This is a genomic window from Microbacterium sp. NPDC006705, assembly GCF_044903545.1.
Lineage (GTDB): Bacteria > Actinomycetota > Actinomycetes > Actinomycetales > Microbacteriaceae > Microbacterium > Microbacterium plantarum.
The window spans coordinates 1,698,079-1,712,905 of the sequence record NZ_JBJDQQ010000001.1 but is presented as its reverse complement, the minus strand read 5'-3'; the positions used below and the strand labels follow the sequence as shown (position 1 = coordinate 1,712,905).

Here is a 14,827-nt window from a genome sequence, read left to right as displayed (position 1 = left end):
CCTCGGATCGGATCGGATGCGCTTAGCTTAGCCGACCCTAACTTGGCCCGGAAAGGCCGGCGGGGGTGCTCAGCGACGGGCGACGCCGGCGCGGCGCAGGCCGACGCCGATCCACAGGCCGATGGCCGTCCAGGCGACGGGCCCGAGTACGGCCAGGGCGAGGTAGGTGACCTGAGCCCACAGCGGGAGGGCGCTGAGGTGAGCGGCGAAGAACACCGCGAGGGCGACGACGACGCCGATCACGAGACCCGAGACGAAGAACCGCCAGGGCGCCCACGAGCGATAGCGGACGAGAGCGGCGACGCCCTCCTGCAGGCCTCCGAAAAGCACGGCGGTCCCCAGGAACTGGAACGTGTACGGCGGCGCGACGGCCGACGATGCGAGCGCCGCGATCAGGTGCGTGATGAGCGCGACCCAGGGCAGCCGCAGGGTCTCCTGCGCGACGATTCCGGGCAGCACGTGGATGCCGAGGAGGAAGCCGTAGACGATCGGCAGACCCGTGATGACGGGGACGGCGAGCCATCCCTCGATGCCGCCGAGCAGACCTGTGGCGACGCCGATGGCAGCGCAGACGAGCAGAACGCGCGTCGAAAGGCGGGATGCCGGGGCCACCCGCCCAGCCTATGGGACGCGCGCAGGGCGGTTCCCTCGTGGGCCGTGAGAAATGCCTCGGTCGGGGTGGCGCTTCCGTGACCTGAATGAAAGCCGAGGGTTCCTTGTGTCGGAACTGTGAGCTAGGTTGACTTCACCGCGCGCCGCCGACGCCGCGCGGACTGCTCATCCATCCCCCCACTGGAGCGCACATGGTTCGCACCACCCTGCGAACAGTCGCGGCTGTATCCCTGGCTGCACTGTTCACGAGCTCTGCCGCAACGGCATCCTTTGCTGCAACGGGAGAGGGGGTGAACATCCCGGTTCCGATCGAGAGCGAGAGCGGGCGCTACATCGTCCTGCTCGATGAGGCTCCTGTCGCGACCTACGAGGGCGGCGAGGCCGGCCTCGCGCCGACCAAGCCCGACGAGGGCGAGCGTCTCGACGCCCAGTCCCGCGCCGTCACCGACTACTCCGGCTTCCTCGAGCAGCGTCAAGAAGAGGTCGCGAGCGAGGTCGGCGCGACTCCCGACGCGACCTACCAGACCACCCTCAACGGGTTCGCGGCCCAGCTGAGCGCCGACCAGGCGGGCAAGCTCGCCGCCAAGAAGGGCGTGCTCGGCGTCTTCCCCGACGAGATCCGTCACGTCGACGCCGTGCCCTCGACCGAGTTCCTCGGGCTCGAGGGCGCCGGTGGTGTCTGGGAGAAGGTCGGCGGCATCGATGCGGCGGGCGAAGGCGTCGTCGTCGGCGTCGTCGACACCGGCATCGCGCCCGAGAACCCCGCGTTCGCCGGCGACGCGCTCGGCGCCTCGGCGGGCGACCAGCCCTACCGCGACGGCGACGAGGTCGTGTTCACGAAGGCCGACGGCGGCGAGTTCCGCAGCACGGTCGTCGATCAGGGCGCCGGCACGAAGGATGCCTGGGACCCGTCGCTCCTGAACACCAAGCTCATTGCAGCCCACTACTTCAGCGACGGCGCCGCGGCGAACGGGTTCTCGTTCGCAGACGACCACCTGTCGCCCCGCGACGGCGACGGCCACGGCTCGCACACCGCGAGCACGGCGGCGGGCAATAACGGCGTCGAGGCGTCCGTCGAGGGAGTCGACTTCGGCTCGATCTCCGGCGTCGCACCGGCTGCCAAGGTCGCGTCGTACAAGGCCTGCTACGTCGGGCCCGACCCGCTCGTCACGACTGACGACATCTGCGCGCTGAGCGACCTGCTGGCCGCGATCGACCAGGCCGTCGCCGACGGCGTCGACGTCATCAACTACTCGATCGGCGGCGGCTCGGCCACGACCGTGCTCGCGCCGGAAGACATCTCGTTCTTCAACGCGGCTGCGGCCGGTGTCTTCGTCGCGACGAGCGCCGGCAACTCCGGCCCCGACCCGGTTACGGCCGACCACGCGTCGCCGTGGTACGCCACGGTCGCGGCATCCACGATCCCGACCTGGGAGGGCACCGTCCGGCTCGGCGAGGAGGGCGACACGTCTGCCGCGCAGTTCCCCGGCGCGTCGGTGTCGGTCGGATTCGGCGACACGATCTCGGGCCCGTCGGTCTTCGCGGGCGACGCCGGCCTGGCCGGTGCTGCGACGCCCGAGCTCTGCCTGCTCGGCTCGCTCGATCCGGCCAAGGTCACCGGCAAGATCGTCGTCTGCGACCGCGGATCGAACGCTCGTGTCGAGAAGTCTCAGGCGGTCGAAGAGGCCGGCGGCATCGGCATGATCCTGACCAACGTCACGCCCGCCTCGCTCGACAACGACTTCCACTCGGTTCCCACGGTGCACGTCTCCGACACCGCCCGGCCGGCCGTGCTCGAGTACGTCCAGGGCGGCACCGACCGCGTCGTCACCCTCATCGGCGAGAACGTCACGGGCACCGAGACCCCGGTCCCGCAGGTCGCGGGCTTCTCGAGCCGCGGACCGATGCTCGCCGATGGCAGCGACGTCATCAAGCCCGACATCACCGCTCCCGGTGTCGCGATCCTCGCGGCCACCGAGAACGGCATCGACGAGGACCCGACCTTCGGCATCCTCTCGGGCACCTCGATGTCGTCGCCCCACGTCGCCGGGCTCGCCGCGCTGTACCTCGGCGAGCACCCGCAGGGGACGCCCGCCGAGGTGAAGTCGGCGATGATGACGACCGCGTACAACACCGTGGATGCCGCCGGCGACGCCGTCACCGACCCGTTCACGCAGGGTGCCGGTCACACCGACCCGACGAAGTACTTCGAGCCGGGGCTCCTCTACCTGAACGGTCCGGCCGACTGGGCCGCGTACCTGCAGGGTCTGGGGCTGCGCGACTTCGGCGTCGACCCCATCGACCCGAGCGACCTCAACCTGCCGTCCATCGGCGTCGGTGCGCTCGGCGCGCCGCAGACGGTGACCCGCACGATCACGGCGACCGAGGCCGGGACGTACGAGGCGCAGGCATCCGTTCCCGGTGTCGACGTGCAGGTCTCGCCGTCGTCCGTGACGCTCGGGGCGGGTGAGTCGGCGACGGTCGAGATCACCCTGTCGCGCGTCGACGCTCCGATGGGCGAGTGGGCCACCGGCTTCCTCACCTGGACGGGCGGGGCGAACGACGTGCGCTCGCCGATCGCGGTGTTTCCGGTGCCGGTCGATGCCCCGGAGTCCGTGTCGGGCACCGGTACCACCGGCTCGGTCGACGTCACGGTGGCGCCGTCGCTGACGGGTGAGATCGACCTCGGTCTTTCGGGCCTCGTGCCGCAGGAGCTGCGCGTGAACCCGGACTTCCCCGAGGTGCCCGGACACTCCGGTGACCAGGACTCGTTCTACGACGAGGGTGAGGCCGGCTTCAACACCTACGAGATCGTCGACGTCCCGGAGGGCACGGAGTACGCGCGCTTCGCCGTCGAGACCGAAGCGACCGAGACGACCGACCTCGACATGACCGTGTACCGCGTGGTCAGCCCCGACGACCTGCGCTACTACGAGCAGTGGTCGTCGGCGACGGCATCCGCCAACGAGGCCGTCTCGCTCACCGCACCCACCGCGGGCACCTACCTGGTCAAGGTCAACCGGTACTCGTTCAGCGAGCCCTTCACCTACGACCTCACCACTGCGGTCGTCGCAGCGGGGGCATCGGGCGGCGAGTTCACCGCCACCCCCGATCCGCTGCCGACGGTGCAGGGCGAGAAGGCGACCTACACCCTGTCGTGGGCGGGCCTCGAGCCCGAGACGTCGTACCTCGGCGTCGTTCGCTACGGCGACTCCTCGATCCGGACGATCGTCGAGGTCGAGTCGGGTCAGGGTGCGCCGGTCGCGGTCGTCGCTCCCGAGGTGTCGGGTTCGGCGAAGGTCGGCGGCACGCTGAAGGCGACCGCCGGTGAGTGGGATCCCGCCGAGGTCAGCGTCGCGTACCAGTGGCTTCGCGGTGGTGAGCCCATCGAGGGTGCTACCTCGGCGTCGTACAAGGTGACGCGCGCCGATGTGGGCACCGCCCTGTCGGTGCGGGTCACCGCGACGGCGGAGGGCAACCCCCAGGTCGGAACCGCGGTGTCGAACGAGGTGTTCGTGAAGTTCGCCTCGGCGACGAGCGTTTCGCTCAACCGTTACGTCGGAACGGCCTCGCAGCCCTACGTGGTCTCGGTGAAGGTGACGCCGACCGGCGGCGCCCCCGCGACAGGCACCGTCGACATCTGGGTGAACTCGACCCGGTACAGCGCGGATGTCGTCGACGGTACGGCGCGTGTCGAACTGCCCCGGCAGTCGCGCGGGCTGAAGGTCGTCGTCGCCACCTACAACGGCAGTGACACGGTCGAGGGATCGCTGGGACTCAGCGGCTTCCTCGTGCTGTGGTGATGACCGGCTGACGCGCTGCGGCGCGGACGCGCGGGGCGCTCGGACTTCGGTCCGGGCGCCCCGTCGTCATGTTTCAGGCGGTGCGGGATGCCGCGAGCGTGCGGCCGGCCGTGACGGCATCCCGCTCGGCCGCCGCGCGAAGCTCGGCTGCAGCCTCGGTGAAGGCGTCGAGTGCGGGGTTCACGCCGACGAGCGTGAAGGGGCGGTGGACGACCGTGAGGTCGAGCCCCCAGACGTCCTCGAAGACGCGCCGAAGCCACCCGGTGGAGTGGTCCCAGCCCTCTTTGGGGCTGCCGGGCTCGTAGTTGCCGCCCAGCACCGTGACGAGCGTTGCGGGCTTGCCGCGCAACGCCGTTCCCTGGGGGTCGATCCGCGGGTCGGTGTACGCCAGGTCGAACCACGTCTTCACGTGCTGTGAGACGCCGTAGTTGTAGAGCGGCACGGTGAAGAGCAGGGCGTCGGCGCCGATCAGCTCGTCGGCCAGCTGCTCGCGCAGGGCGACTGCGTCGCGCTGACCAGCGGTCTGCTGCTCGGCGGGCGTGAACCCGGCGGTCACGGCATCCCGCCAAGCGGTCGCCGGAACCGGGTCGGCGGCGATGTCGCGGCGCACGACATCACTCGAGGGGTGGGCGGCGAGCCACTCGGCCTCGACGAGGTCGCCCAGCTCACGGCTGGCCGAGGTGGCGGGCAGGATGCTGGCATCCAGACGGAAGAGGGTCATGCGCTTCTCCGATCAGAGGAACTATGAAAAACAAAGCGGCTTCGGGAACGCTAGCACACGTACGATGGAGGCATGTCCGAGCCCCACGACGCGCGACAGTGCGACGCCGCGGTGTCGCACGCGTTCTCGGTGCTCGGCAAGCGGTGGAACGGCATGATCGTCGACGTGCTCGGACAGGGCGAGCTCTCGTTCGTCGGTCTGCGTCGGGCCGTCGCCGGCATCAGCGATGCGGTTCTCTCCGACCGGCTCACCGAGCTCTCCGACGTCGGGCTGGTCGTCCGGCGGGTCGAGGCGGGACCGCCGGTCGCGGTCACCTACGCACTGACGGATGCCGGGTCGCGCCTGGTGCCGATCCTGAGTCAGCTCGGCGAGTGGGCCGACGGCAACCTCACGCGGCGCTGAGCGCGTGCCGGAGCCGGCCGGAGAGTAGAACCGTGATCGAAGGCCTGAACCTCCCGGCATCCGTCCGCTCCCGCTCGGCAGATGTCGTCATCCGTCGCGCGACGCCCGATGATCTCGATGCGATCGTGCGGTTGCTGTCGGATGACCCGATCAGCGCGGGGCGTGGTGACGCCGCCCGCGACGAGGACCGCGGTGCGTACGCAGATGCTCTGGAGCGGATCGTCGCGAACCCCGCGAACGAGCTGCTGGTCGCCGTCGACGAGGCCGGTCGAGTCACGGCGACCATGCAACTGACCCTGATCCCCGGGATGGCGCGGCGGGGGAGCACCCGTCTCCTCGTCGAGGCCGTGCGCGTCGCGAGCGCCGAACGCTCATCCGGCATCGGCACGGCGCTCATGCGGTGGGTGATGGATGCCGCGGCGGTCGAGCTCGGCGCCGCCCTCGTGCAGCTGACATCGGATGCCGCGCGCGTCGACGCGCACCGTTTCTACCGCAGGCTCGGCTTCGCCGACTCGCACGTCGGGTTCAAGTACGCCGTGCCCGCCGGGCCGGCACTCTGATCAGGCGGAGGGTCGCGGGGTCAGCCACACGTCGACGTCGTCCTCGCTGTCCAGGGCGAAGCCATGCCGCTGGTACAAGCGCCGTGCGGCGCTGCCCTGCAGGACGTTCAGGCGCGTCGGTCCGTCGTACGGTTCGATGATCGCCGACTGCAGGACAGCGCTTCCGATGCCCCGCCCCTGCAAGGACGCGGGCAGGTAGAAGTGCTCGATCCAACGGGTCGCGTCGTCTGAGCGGGTCGTGAGGCATCCGGCATCTGTCCCGTCGATCAGGGCTACTCGACCTCCTTGGCCGGAGTCCAGGCGTAGTAGGTGCCGTTACTCCCCGCCACCGCCCACTCGCCGCAGACGGCGACGCGGTCGATCGCGTAGATATCGGGCCCGGACGTGATCTCCATGGTGGGGGCCGAGAGGCGCTCGACCTCGGCGCAGTCCGCCGCAAGGCCGGTCTCGCTCGAGAACACGATCGACTCGGCTTCAGCTCGGGTCGAGACGACGCGCGTGAGTTCGCGTGCGTCGGCGGGCAGCCACGCGGGAGCCTCGCCGCGTGCCTGCGCGAACTCCTTCGCTGTCGCGTAAGTGCTCTCGGCGCGCCCGTAGGCGACGTTGTCGACGGCGGCGCAACCGGACAGCGTCAGCAGGATGGCTGCCATGCCGAGCGCGGCGGCGCCGGGCGGGAGGTCGCGGGGAAGGCGGGGCTTCGTCATGAGACCGACGCTACGGACCCCTGCGGTCTGCGTCGTCGCTCGGTTGGATGACCACGCATCAGCCTCGCGGATGACGTCGTGCCCCGCGCCCGGCTGTGAGGCTGGCGACTATCTCCACTCGCCTTCCCAGGTGTAGAGATCGGCGGTGACGGCGTACTCGCGAAGCTGCGCGATCTTGCCGTCGCGCTGGGTCGCGATCGTCGCCCCCAGGAGCGTCCGGTCCTCACCGTCCTGGTGGTACTCGAACCGCCACTCCGCCACGAGCAGATCTCCGGCCTGGGCTTCGTTCGTGATCGTCCAGTCGAGAACGCGCGACCCCTCCTCGTTCCACTTCTCGCACCACTCCCGCACGCGCTCCCGGCCGTAGTACACCGGACCGAAGCTCTCGGTGATCACGACATCCTCCGTGACGGTCTCGACGATCCGCTCGGTGTCATTGGTCTTCCAGGCTGCGATGTAGTCGGTGAGAGCGCTCATCCGACCATTCAACAACCGCGCTTCGCCCGCGGGCACCCGGGCGCAGTTTGCGCCCACAGCGAAGGTGACCCCTTCGCGCCGGCCGGTGCCGGTTGACTGGCGGGCATGAGACGGACTCTGGTGCTGGGCGGAACCGGATGGCTGGGGCGCGAGATCGCGCGACAGGCGCGCGACAGCGGAGCCGAGGTGGTCTGCCTGGCGCGCGGCGAGTCCGGATCGGCGCCGGATGGTGTGCAGCTCGTGCGTGCCGACCGATCGCTCGCCGGGGCTTACGAGGGTCTCGGGGGTGAATGGGATGACGTTGTCGAGCTCGCCTCCGAGCCGCAGCTCGTCGAGTCCGCACTGAAGGCGCTCGCCGCCCGAGCGGCGCACTGGACTCTCGTCTCGACCGTGTCGGTGTACGCGGACAACAGCACGCCGGGCGCCGACGAAACGGCGCAGCTGGTCGAACCGCAGAACCTCGCCGAGTATCCCGACGCGAAAGTGGCCGCCGAACGGGCCTCCGCGGCAGCGCTCGGTGACCGCCTGCTCATCGCCCGGCCCGGTTTGATCGCGGGTCCGGGTGATCCGAGCGACCGCCTCGGCTACTGGCCGGCTCGGCTGCACCGCGGTGGCAACGTGCTCGCTCCGACGATGAGCCGGCGATTCGTCCAGTTCATCGACGTCGAGGACCTCGCGGACTGGATCGTCAGCGCGGGTGCGGCCGGGATCACCGGCGTCGTCAACGCCGTCGGTGAGGCCCACACGATGCATGACTTCTTTCGTGCCGCGCGGTCAGTCGCCGGGTTCGACGGCGAACTCATCACGGTTGACGACGAAGAGCTCCTCGCTCTCGACGTGCACTATTGGGCCGGCCCTCGGTCTCTCCCGTTGTGGCTGCCGATCGAGGCCGTGGGCTTCGCTCAGCGAGCTGGAAGCGCCTTCGTTGCTACAGGAGGTCGGTCGCGACCGCTCGCTGACACCCTGACCCGTGTGCTCACGGACGAGATCTCGCGCGGCCTCGACCGGCCCCGGCGCTCCGGGCTGACGACGGACGAGGAGCAGGAGGTCCTCGCCGCCGTCCGCTAGACCATTCACTTCTCCTGGCGCGCGGCCGAAGCTGTCGGCGACGACTTCTCTCTGCCGTGCAACGTTCGACCGAGGTCCGGCCATGTACGTGGTGAGCACCGAGGAGGAATCCATGGACACATCGATTGATGACCTGTTGCGGGCAAGTGCCCCGCGCCGCGTATCAACGGACGGAATGGTCGCAGCTGAAGTAGAACGCGTCGGGATCGCAGCGCGCATTCATGCCGCGCGTCGGCGGCGTGTCCGCCGGCTGTCGTGGGTCGCTGTGCCGGTGCTCGCCTTGCCGGGGATCGCGCTCGCGTCTACAGCCGGCACCGACCCGCGAATGATCCCAGACTTCGAGATCCCCGTCTCATACGTCACCGACACCGGTCGTGAGATCTCTTGCTCGATCGGGCTCTTCAACGGCGAACTCGACCACGTCGAGACCAACACGAAGGCCGTCGAGTACATCGCGGCTCAGAACTGGGATGGTGTCGGCCAGAAGATCTACGAGGAGGCTCTCAAGCGCGACGCGGCCGGTGACTTCGCGCCGTTCTTCGGGGCGGCTCAGGATGTGATCTTCGCCGGGGCCGACGTTCACATCCTGGCCGGCGACGGTGGTGTCGGCACCGACACCGACTGCACGGGACAGCTGCATTGACGGGCGCATCTGAGCCCGCCCCGACGAACGACCAGCGCGTCGCCCAGCTCGTGAAGGATCACGCCGGTGCACTCCTCGACTACTTCGTCCGGCGTGTGCCCGATCGCGAAGATGCCGCAGACCTGTTGGGTGAAACCCTCGTCGTTGTGTGGCGCAAGGCGCGGTCGGTTCCCTCCGATGCCGTCGAGGCGCGGATGTGGATGTTCGGTATCGCTCGCCGCGTTCTCTCTCAAGGCTGGCGATCGCATGCGCGTCGGCATGCGCTCACGAACAAGCTCGCACGACACCTCGTGGAGGTGGCGCCGACCGAGGAGCAGGATCATGCCGCCGATGTGCGCGCTGCGCTCACCAAGCTCCAGGTGGTCGATCAGGAGATCATCCGCCTCGTCTACTGGGATGGATTCACGCTGGTGGAGGCCGCGCGGCACCTGGGAATGAACGCCGCCACGGTGCGCAGCCGACACGCCAGGGCGAGGTCGATGCTGCAGACGCTCCTGCACACCGAACCCGTCTGACGGGCCACGTCGGGTCGGGGGCGTGGCTCGAACCGGGCCACGCCTCCATCAGCGGATGGGTCAGAGCCGCCGGCGGCGGGGCGTCAGCCGCACGTGCGGCAGCGGCGGCGCGGGGATGCGCTCGTCGCCGTGGCCGGCGACGTGACCGAATCGATCGGATGCCGCTTCCCACTCCTCGCGCGCGACCTCGATCTCGTCGTGGCTGCGGCCGACGAAGTTCCACCACATGACGATCTCATCGCCGAACGGCTCGCCGCCCAGGAGGAACACCGTCGCCTCCTCCTCGCCGGCGGTCAGGCGGATGCCACGACGACCGTCACCGAGGTAGAGCAGGGCGCCGGGTGCGACGGCACCCTGCGCCCCAGCATCCGCGTCTGCCTCGGCCTCGGCCGCCGCATCCGTGCCGTCGACCCGGACCGATCCGAAGACCGGTACGACGGCGTATTCCCACGCGGTCTCGAGGGGTAGGTCGACGACCGACCCGGCGGGCAGCCGCAGCTCGGCGCCAACGATCGGCGTGTGCATCGTCGCGGGCGAGACGCGTCCGGCGAGTTCGCCGACGACGACGGTCGCCGTGGCCCCGCCGCCGAGGTCGAGCTCGGGCAGGTCGACGTGACGCTCGAAGTCGGGGGCGCCGTGGCGGCGCTCCTCGGGGAGGGCAACCCACAGCTGCAGCGCGTCGAGGGGGACGGGCTCGTCGCCGACTGAATACTCGGAGTGGGCGATGCCGGCACCGCTGGTCATGATGTTCAGTGCGCCGCGCTCGATGACGACATCGCTGCCGAGCGTGTCACGGTGGTGCACCTCGCCGGCGAGTGGCCAGGTGACGGTCTGCAGTCCGATGTGCGGATGCGGCTCAACCCGCATCCGCGTGCGCTGCGGGCCGAAGCGGTCGAGAAAGCACCAGGCGCCGACGAGCGGCAGATCGCGCTGTGGCAGAAAGCGGTACACCGACATCGCCCGCACGCCGCCGAGCGGCACCTCGCGCGCCTCGAGCAACGCCCGTCGGGGACCGGGAGAACCCGTCCCTGGGTCTTCGTCGACGGGCGCCGTCTCGGCGTCGAAGCGAGTCACGTCTCGTTGCGCCAGTCGACCTGCAGACCGGCGACCTCGTTCTCGCGCAGGAACTTCACGATGAACGGGCACTCGGGAACGACGGTCTCGCCACGGCGCGCGACGTCGGCGAGCGCATCGGCGGCCAGCGCCTTGCCGAGGCCGCGCCCGCCGAAGGCCTTGTCGACCTCGGTGTGATCGAACACCAGGCGCCCCTCGTCGTCGCGCCGGAAGGCGGCGAAACCGGCGGCCACGTCGCCGACGTGGAGGTCGTAGCGGTCCTGCTCGTCGTTGCGGATCACGGTGGGGGTCTCGTCGGTCATGGTGATCTCCTCTCGATCACCTCCACGGTAAGGCCGTCCGAGACCATTACGACCGAATACCGGGATTGCCGCAGTGCGTCCGCCTAAGCTGAGAAAACGCAATGAAGCGCCTTCCCCCAGGAGAACCGATGCCTCGATCCTCGTCCGACATCGTCACCGATCCGAAACTGCCGCCGGTCGCCGTCTCCGACGAGCAGCACCGCGCCGCCGCCCGGTGGACACCGCTCAAGGTCGTGATCTGGATCGCGATCGCGCTGCTCGGCGGGCTCGCATGGGTCATGCTCGCCGTCGTCCGCGGCGAGACGGTGAACGCGATCTGGTTCGTCTTCGCCGCCGTCTGCACGTACCTCATCGGCTACCGCTTCTACTCGAAGGTGATCGAGCGCTACCTGCTGCGGCCCGACGACCGGCGTGCGACGCCCGCCGAGGTCAAGCAGGACGGCAAGGACTACGTGCCGACCGACCGCCGCGTGCTCTACGGCCACCACTTCGCGGCCATCGCCGGCGCCGGTCCGCTCGTCGGCCCGGTGCTCGCGGCGCAGATGGGATTCCTCCCCGGGACGATCTGGATCATCGTCGGGGTCGTCGTCGCGGGCGCCGTGCAGGACTACACCGTGCTCTTCTTCTCGATGCGCCGGGGCGGCCGGACGATCGGGCAGATGGCCCGTCAGGAGCTCGGGCGCATCGGCGGGACCGCCGCGATCGTGGCATCCCTGCTCATCATGCTGATCATCGTCGCGATCCTCGCGCTCGTCGTGGTGAACGCGCTCGGCGAGAGCCCGTGGGGCGTCTTCTCGGTGTCGATGACGATCCCGATCGCGCTCTTCATGGGCGTCTACCTGCGCTACCTCCGGCCCGGCAAGGTCACCGAGGTGTCGATCATCGGGTTCGTGCTGCTGATGGGCGCGATCATCGCGGGCGGATGGGTCGCCGACACCGCCTGGGGGCAGGAGATCTTCCACCTCGACCGCACGGTCATCGCGTGGGGCATCATCATCTACGGCTTCATCGCCGCGGTGCTGCCGGTGTGGCTGTTGCTCGCTCCGCGCGACTACCTCTCGACGTTCATGAAGATCGGCGTCATCGTCATGCTCGCCGGGGCGATCGTGCTCGTCCGCCCCGAGATCTCGGTGCCGGCGGTCACCATCTTCGGTGAGAACGGACTGGGTCCGGTGTTCGCCGGCCCGCTCTTCCCGTTCCTGTTCGTCACGATCGCCTGTGGCGCGCTCTCGGGATTCCACGCGCTCATCGCCTCGGGGACGACGCCGAAGCTCGTCGAGAAGGAGCGCCAGACGCGCTTCATCGGCTACGGCGGCATGCTCATGGAGTCGTTCGTCGCGATCATGGCGCTCGTCGCCGCGATCTCGATCGACCAGGGCATCTACTTCGCCATGAACGCTCCTTCGGCCGCGACCGGCGGCACCGTCGAAGGCGCGGTCGCCTTCGTCAACTCGCTCGGTCTCACCGGGGTCGAGATCACGCCCGACCTGCTGATCTCGACGGCGGCCGACGTCGGCGAGGAGTCGATCGTCTCGCGCACCGGCGGCGCGCCGACTCTCGCGCTCGGGCTCGCGCACATCATGCAGCAGGCCCTCGGCGGCCAGGCGATGATGTCGTTCTGGTACCACTTCGCGATCATGTTCGAGGCGCTGTTCATCCTGACGGCGGTGGATGCCGGAACCCGCGTCGCCCGCTTCATGCTGCAGGACTCCATCGGCGCCTGGATCCCGAGATTCCGCGACGTGTCGTGGCGTCCGGGTGTCTGGATCACCACGGCCATTATGGTCGCCGGGTGGGGCGCCATCCTGATCCTCGGCGTCACCGACCCGCTCGGCGGCATCAACACCTTCTTCCCGCTGTTCGGCATCGCCAACCAGCTGCTCGCGGCGATCGCGCTCGCCGTCGTCCTCGCGATCGTCGCGAAGCGCGGGCGCTCGTACGTGAAGTGGATCTGGATCATCGCCGTCCCGCTGGCCTTCACCGCGGTCGTGACGATCACGGCCTCGGCGTACAAGATCTTCTCGCCGGTGCCGGCGATCGGCTATTGGGCGAACCACTTCCGCTACCGCGATGCCCTCGCCTCGGGAGACGCGAGCCTGGGGCCGGTTGCGACGGTGGAGGCGGTCATCCGCAACACGGGGGTGCAGGGCACGCTGTCGATCATCTTCGTCGTCCTCGCGATCATCGTGATCGTCTCGGCCGTGATCGTCGCGGTGCGAGCCATCGTGCGCGGCGGGGGAGATGACACCGAAGACCCCGCCGTCCCGTCTCGCCGCTTCGCGCCCGCCGGACTCATCCCCACCGCCCCCGAGCGCGAGCTCGAGAAGGAGTGGGAGCCGCTCCTCGCCGAGGAGCGGGCTGAGACCGCTCGCCGGGGGCACTGACCGATGGCGCTCGCGCACAACTCCTCAGAATCGGGGCCTCGCGAACCGCGAACCGCTGTTTCCGCGCCGCCGCGCCCCGGATCGAAGGAGTTGTGCGCGCGCGCCGGTCGGGCCGTCCTCCGCGCCGCGCGTGCGCTGCACTGGTACGTCACCTCGCTCATGGGTGACAACGCGTACGCGACGTACCTCGCCCACCAGCGCCGGACGCACCCGGACACCCCGCCCCTCACCGAGCGGCAGTTCTGGCGCCAGCGCATGGACGACCAGGACCGCAACCCGGGTGCGCGCTGCTGTTGACCGGGTGACCATGGAGGGGTGACCCGCACTCCCTCCTCCTCGCGCGCCGCCCGTTCCGCGTTCGCCGCCGCCCTGGTCGGGGTGCTGGCGCTCGCCGTCGGCTGCGCCCCCGAGCCCGCACCGGCCGACCCGACGACGTCCGCCCCGAGCCCGACCGCGACGGCTCCGGCACCCCCGACTCCCACAGCCTCCCCCGACCCCGCCGCGGCCCTCGGGCTCGAAGGGTGCGTCGGTCAGATGCTCATGGTGGGCACGCCGGTCGACACGGTCTCGCCGGATGCCGCAGCCGCGATCCGCGACCGCGGCGTGGGCGGCCTCTTCCTCCACGGCCGCTCGAGCTCGGGCGTCGAGGCCACGGCGGCCCTCGTCGCGCAGTTCCGCGACCTCGCCATCGACGGATCACCGAAGCTCTGGGTCGCGACCGACCAGGAGGGCGGCGAGGTGCAGGTGCTGAGCGGACCCGGGTTCGACGAGATCCCCTACGCCATCCGGCAGGCCGACCTCGGCCCCGACGCGCTCCGCACGGCCGCCACCGCCTGGGGCGGGCAGCTGGCCGCCGCGGGCATCGACGTCAATCTCGCCCCCGTGGCCGACATCGTCACGAGCGCCGAGACCCGCTTGAACAACCCGCCCATCGGCGCGCTCGGGCGGCAGTACGGCTACGACGAGCAGGCCGTCGCCGCGGGCGCCGGCGCATTCGCAGACGGAATGCGCGCATCGGGCGTGCTGCCGACGTTCAAGCACTTCCCCGGGCTCGGCCGGGTGGATGCCAACACCGACTACACCGCCGAAGTGCTCGACAGCGTGGTCTCGGCGGACTCGCCGGATGTCGACGTGTACCGCGAGCTCACGGCATCCGGTCCGTCGCTCGTCATGGTCGGCACGGCGCGGTATCAGCACATCGATCCGGATCACCCGGCCGCGTTCTCTCCGGCGGTGCTCGACCTGCTGCGCGATCGCGTCGGTTTCGACGGCGTCGTGATCACCGATGACCTCTCGGCCGCGGCGGCAGCGGAGATCGTCGCCCCCGGCGATCGGGCCGTCGAGGCGCTGTCGGCCGGGGTCGACATCGTGCTGGCGTCGGCCGATCCGACGGTGCTCCCCGCGATGTACGACGCGGTGCTCGCCCGGGCGCAGTCCGATCCGGCGTTCGCCGCGCGAGTCGACGAGTCGTGCGGCCGGGTGCTCGAGGCGAAGGATGCCGGCACGGCCGGGTGATCGGCGTGCGACGCAACGGCCGTGGGCCGCAGGTCGACGCGGCGGCC

Annotated in this window: 16 protein-coding genes; 9 read left to right on the top strand and 7 right to left on the bottom strand. The window is 70.0% G+C overall.

Features of this window, described 5'->3' with window-relative positions:
- Positions 1–69 precede the first annotated feature (69 nt).
- A complete protein-coding gene (locus ACI2K6_RS08115; RefSeq protein ID WP_274178140.1) occupies positions 70–612 on the bottom strand; it encodes an ECF transporter S component in 543 nt (180 codons plus the stop codon).
- A 191-nt stretch (positions 613–803) separates the two neighbouring features.
- Between ACI2K6_RS08115 and ACI2K6_RS08110 the strand changes: the two genes are divergently transcribed.
- On the top strand, positions 804–4,415 hold the full coding sequence (locus ACI2K6_RS08110) for a S8 family serine peptidase (protein WP_323987035.1): 3,612 nt from the start codon (positions 804–806) through the stop codon (positions 4,413–4,415).
- Between the two features lie 73 nt (positions 4,416–4,488).
- Here ACI2K6_RS08110 and ACI2K6_RS08105 read toward each other — a convergent pair whose 3' ends face one another.
- Positions 4,489–5,136 carry an FMN-dependent NADH-azoreductase gene (locus tag ACI2K6_RS08105; RefSeq protein ID WP_404568381.1) on the bottom strand — a complete coding sequence of 216 codons (648 nt, stop codon included), beginning with the start codon at positions 5,134–5,136 and terminating at the stop codon, positions 4,489–4,491.
- 72 nt (positions 5,137–5,208) lie between these two features.
- Between ACI2K6_RS08105 and ACI2K6_RS08100 the strand changes: the two genes are divergently transcribed.
- Together ACI2K6_RS08100 and ACI2K6_RS08095 are read left to right on the top strand one after the other, a co-directional pair.
- The gene (locus ACI2K6_RS08100; protein WP_404568380.1) at positions 5,209–5,538 is read left to right on the top strand and encodes a winged helix-turn-helix transcriptional regulator; all 330 of its coding nucleotides are present in this window, start codon (positions 5,209–5,211) and stop codon (positions 5,536–5,538) included.
- Positions 5,539–5,570: 32 nt separating this feature from the next.
- Positions 5,571–6,098, top strand: coding sequence for a GNAT family N-acetyltransferase (locus tag ACI2K6_RS08095; protein ID WP_282501870.1), 528 nt, complete (start codon positions 5,571–5,573; stop codon positions 6,096–6,098).
- On the opposite strand, the gene ACI2K6_RS08090 is transcribed toward ACI2K6_RS08095, so the two are convergent.
- From ACI2K6_RS08090 to ACI2K6_RS08080, 3 genes are all read right to left on the bottom strand, one after another.
- Entirely contained in the window at positions 6,099–6,365 is a 267-nt protein-coding gene (locus tag ACI2K6_RS08090) for a GNAT family N-acetyltransferase (protein ID WP_404568579.1), read from the bottom strand.
- 5 nt (positions 6,366–6,370) lie between these two features.
- Positions 6,371–6,802: a hypothetical protein gene (locus tag ACI2K6_RS08085; protein ID WP_404568379.1), complete on the bottom strand. Its 432-nt coding sequence runs from the start codon at positions 6,800–6,802 to the stop codon at positions 6,371–6,373.
- Positions 6,803–6,910: 108 nt separating this feature from the next.
- Positions 6,911–7,279: a nuclear transport factor 2 family protein gene (locus tag ACI2K6_RS08080; RefSeq protein WP_404568378.1), complete on the bottom strand. Its 369-nt coding sequence runs from the start codon at positions 7,277–7,279 to the stop codon at positions 6,911–6,913.
- A 105-nt stretch (positions 7,280–7,384) separates the two neighbouring features.
- Between ACI2K6_RS08080 and ACI2K6_RS08075 the strand changes: the two genes are divergently transcribed.
- The 3 genes from ACI2K6_RS08075 to ACI2K6_RS08065 all read left to right on the top strand — a co-directional run bounded on the left by ACI2K6_RS08075 (position 7,385) and on the right by ACI2K6_RS08065 (position 9,505).
- On the top strand, positions 7,385–8,347 hold the full coding sequence (locus tag ACI2K6_RS08075) for an NAD-dependent epimerase/dehydratase family protein (RefSeq protein ID WP_404568377.1): 963 nt from the start codon (positions 7,385–7,387) through the stop codon (positions 8,345–8,347).
- Between the two features lie 175 nt (positions 8,348–8,522).
- On the top strand, positions 8,523–8,990 hold the full coding sequence (locus ACI2K6_RS08070) for a hypothetical protein (RefSeq protein ID WP_404568376.1): 468 nt from the start codon (positions 8,523–8,525) through the stop codon (positions 8,988–8,990).
- Positions 8,987–9,505 (top strand): RNA polymerase sigma factor, encoded by a 519-nt coding sequence (locus ACI2K6_RS08065; protein ID WP_274178147.1) that lies wholly within the window; start codon positions 8,987–8,989, stop codon positions 9,503–9,505. Before ACI2K6_RS08070 ends, ACI2K6_RS08065 begins: the two co-directional genes overlap by 4 nt.
- Positions 9,506–9,565: 60 nt before the next feature.
- On the opposite strand, the gene ACI2K6_RS08060 is transcribed toward ACI2K6_RS08065, so the two are convergent.
- Positions 9,566–10,579 carry a pirin family protein gene (locus tag ACI2K6_RS08060; RefSeq protein ID WP_274178148.1) on the bottom strand — a complete coding sequence of 338 codons (1,014 nt, stop codon included), beginning with the start codon at positions 10,577–10,579 and terminating at the stop codon, positions 9,566–9,568.
- A complete protein-coding gene (locus ACI2K6_RS08055; protein WP_274178149.1) occupies positions 10,576–10,881 on the bottom strand; it encodes a GNAT family N-acetyltransferase in 306 nt (101 codons plus the stop codon). Before ACI2K6_RS08055 ends, ACI2K6_RS08060 begins: the two co-directional genes overlap by 4 nt.
- 128 nt (positions 10,882–11,009) lie before the next feature.
- Here ACI2K6_RS08055 and ACI2K6_RS08050 point away from each other — a divergent pair, with 128 nt between their 5' ends.
- From ACI2K6_RS08050 to ACI2K6_RS08040, 3 genes are all read left to right on the top strand, one after another.
- A complete protein-coding gene (locus ACI2K6_RS08050) occupies positions 11,010–13,265 on the top strand; it encodes a carbon starvation CstA family protein (RefSeq protein WP_274178150.1) in 2,256 nt (751 codons plus the stop codon).
- A 90-nt stretch (positions 13,266–13,355) separates the two neighbouring features.
- Positions 13,356–13,562, top strand: a complete 207-nt coding sequence (locus ACI2K6_RS08045) for a YbdD/YjiX family protein (RefSeq protein ID WP_274178151.1) — start codon at positions 13,356–13,358, stop codon at positions 13,560–13,562.
- Between the two features lie 18 nt (positions 13,563–13,580).
- Complete coding sequence (locus tag ACI2K6_RS08040) at positions 13,581–14,780, top strand: glycoside hydrolase family 3 N-terminal domain-containing protein (protein ID WP_274178152.1); 1,200 nt, start codon at positions 13,581–13,583, stop codon at positions 14,778–14,780.
- Positions 14,781–14,827: the final 47 nt, after the last annotated feature.

What these genes read in the sequence shown, in the direction of transcription:
- ACI2K6_RS08075 (WP_404568377.1), top strand. Translation starts at nt 7,385, where the DNA reads ATGAGACGGACTCTGGTGCTGGGCGGAACCGGATGGCTGGGGCGCGAG.
- ACI2K6_RS08055 (WP_274178149.1), bottom strand. Translation starts at nt 10,881, where the DNA reads ATGACCGACGAGACCCCCACCGTGATCCGCAACGACGAGCAGGACCGC.
- ACI2K6_RS08100 (WP_404568380.1), top strand. Translation starts at nt 5,209, where the DNA reads ATGTCCGAGCCCCACGACGCGCGACAGTGCGACGCCGCGGTGTCGCAC.
- ACI2K6_RS08070 (WP_404568376.1), top strand. Translation starts at nt 8,523, where the DNA reads ATGGTCGCAGCTGAAGTAGAACGCGTCGGGATCGCAGCGCGCATTCAT.
- ACI2K6_RS08080 (WP_404568378.1), bottom strand. Translation starts at nt 7,279, where the DNA reads ATGAGCGCTCTCACCGACTACATCGCAGCCTGGAAGACCAATGACACC.
- ACI2K6_RS08105 (WP_404568381.1), bottom strand. Translation starts at nt 5,136, where the DNA reads ATGACCCTCTTCCGTCTGGATGCCAGCATCCTGCCCGCCACCTCGGCC.
- ACI2K6_RS08110 (WP_323987035.1), top strand. Translation starts at nt 804, where the DNA reads ATGGTTCGCACCACCCTGCGAACAGTCGCGGCTGTATCCCTGGCTGCA.
- ACI2K6_RS08050 (WP_274178150.1), top strand. Translation starts at nt 11,010, where the DNA reads ATGCCTCGATCCTCGTCCGACATCGTCACCGATCCGAAACTGCCGCCG.
- ACI2K6_RS08085 (WP_404568379.1), bottom strand. Translation starts at nt 6,802, where the DNA reads ATGACGAAGCCCCGCCTTCCCCGCGACCTCCCGCCCGGCGCCGCCGCG.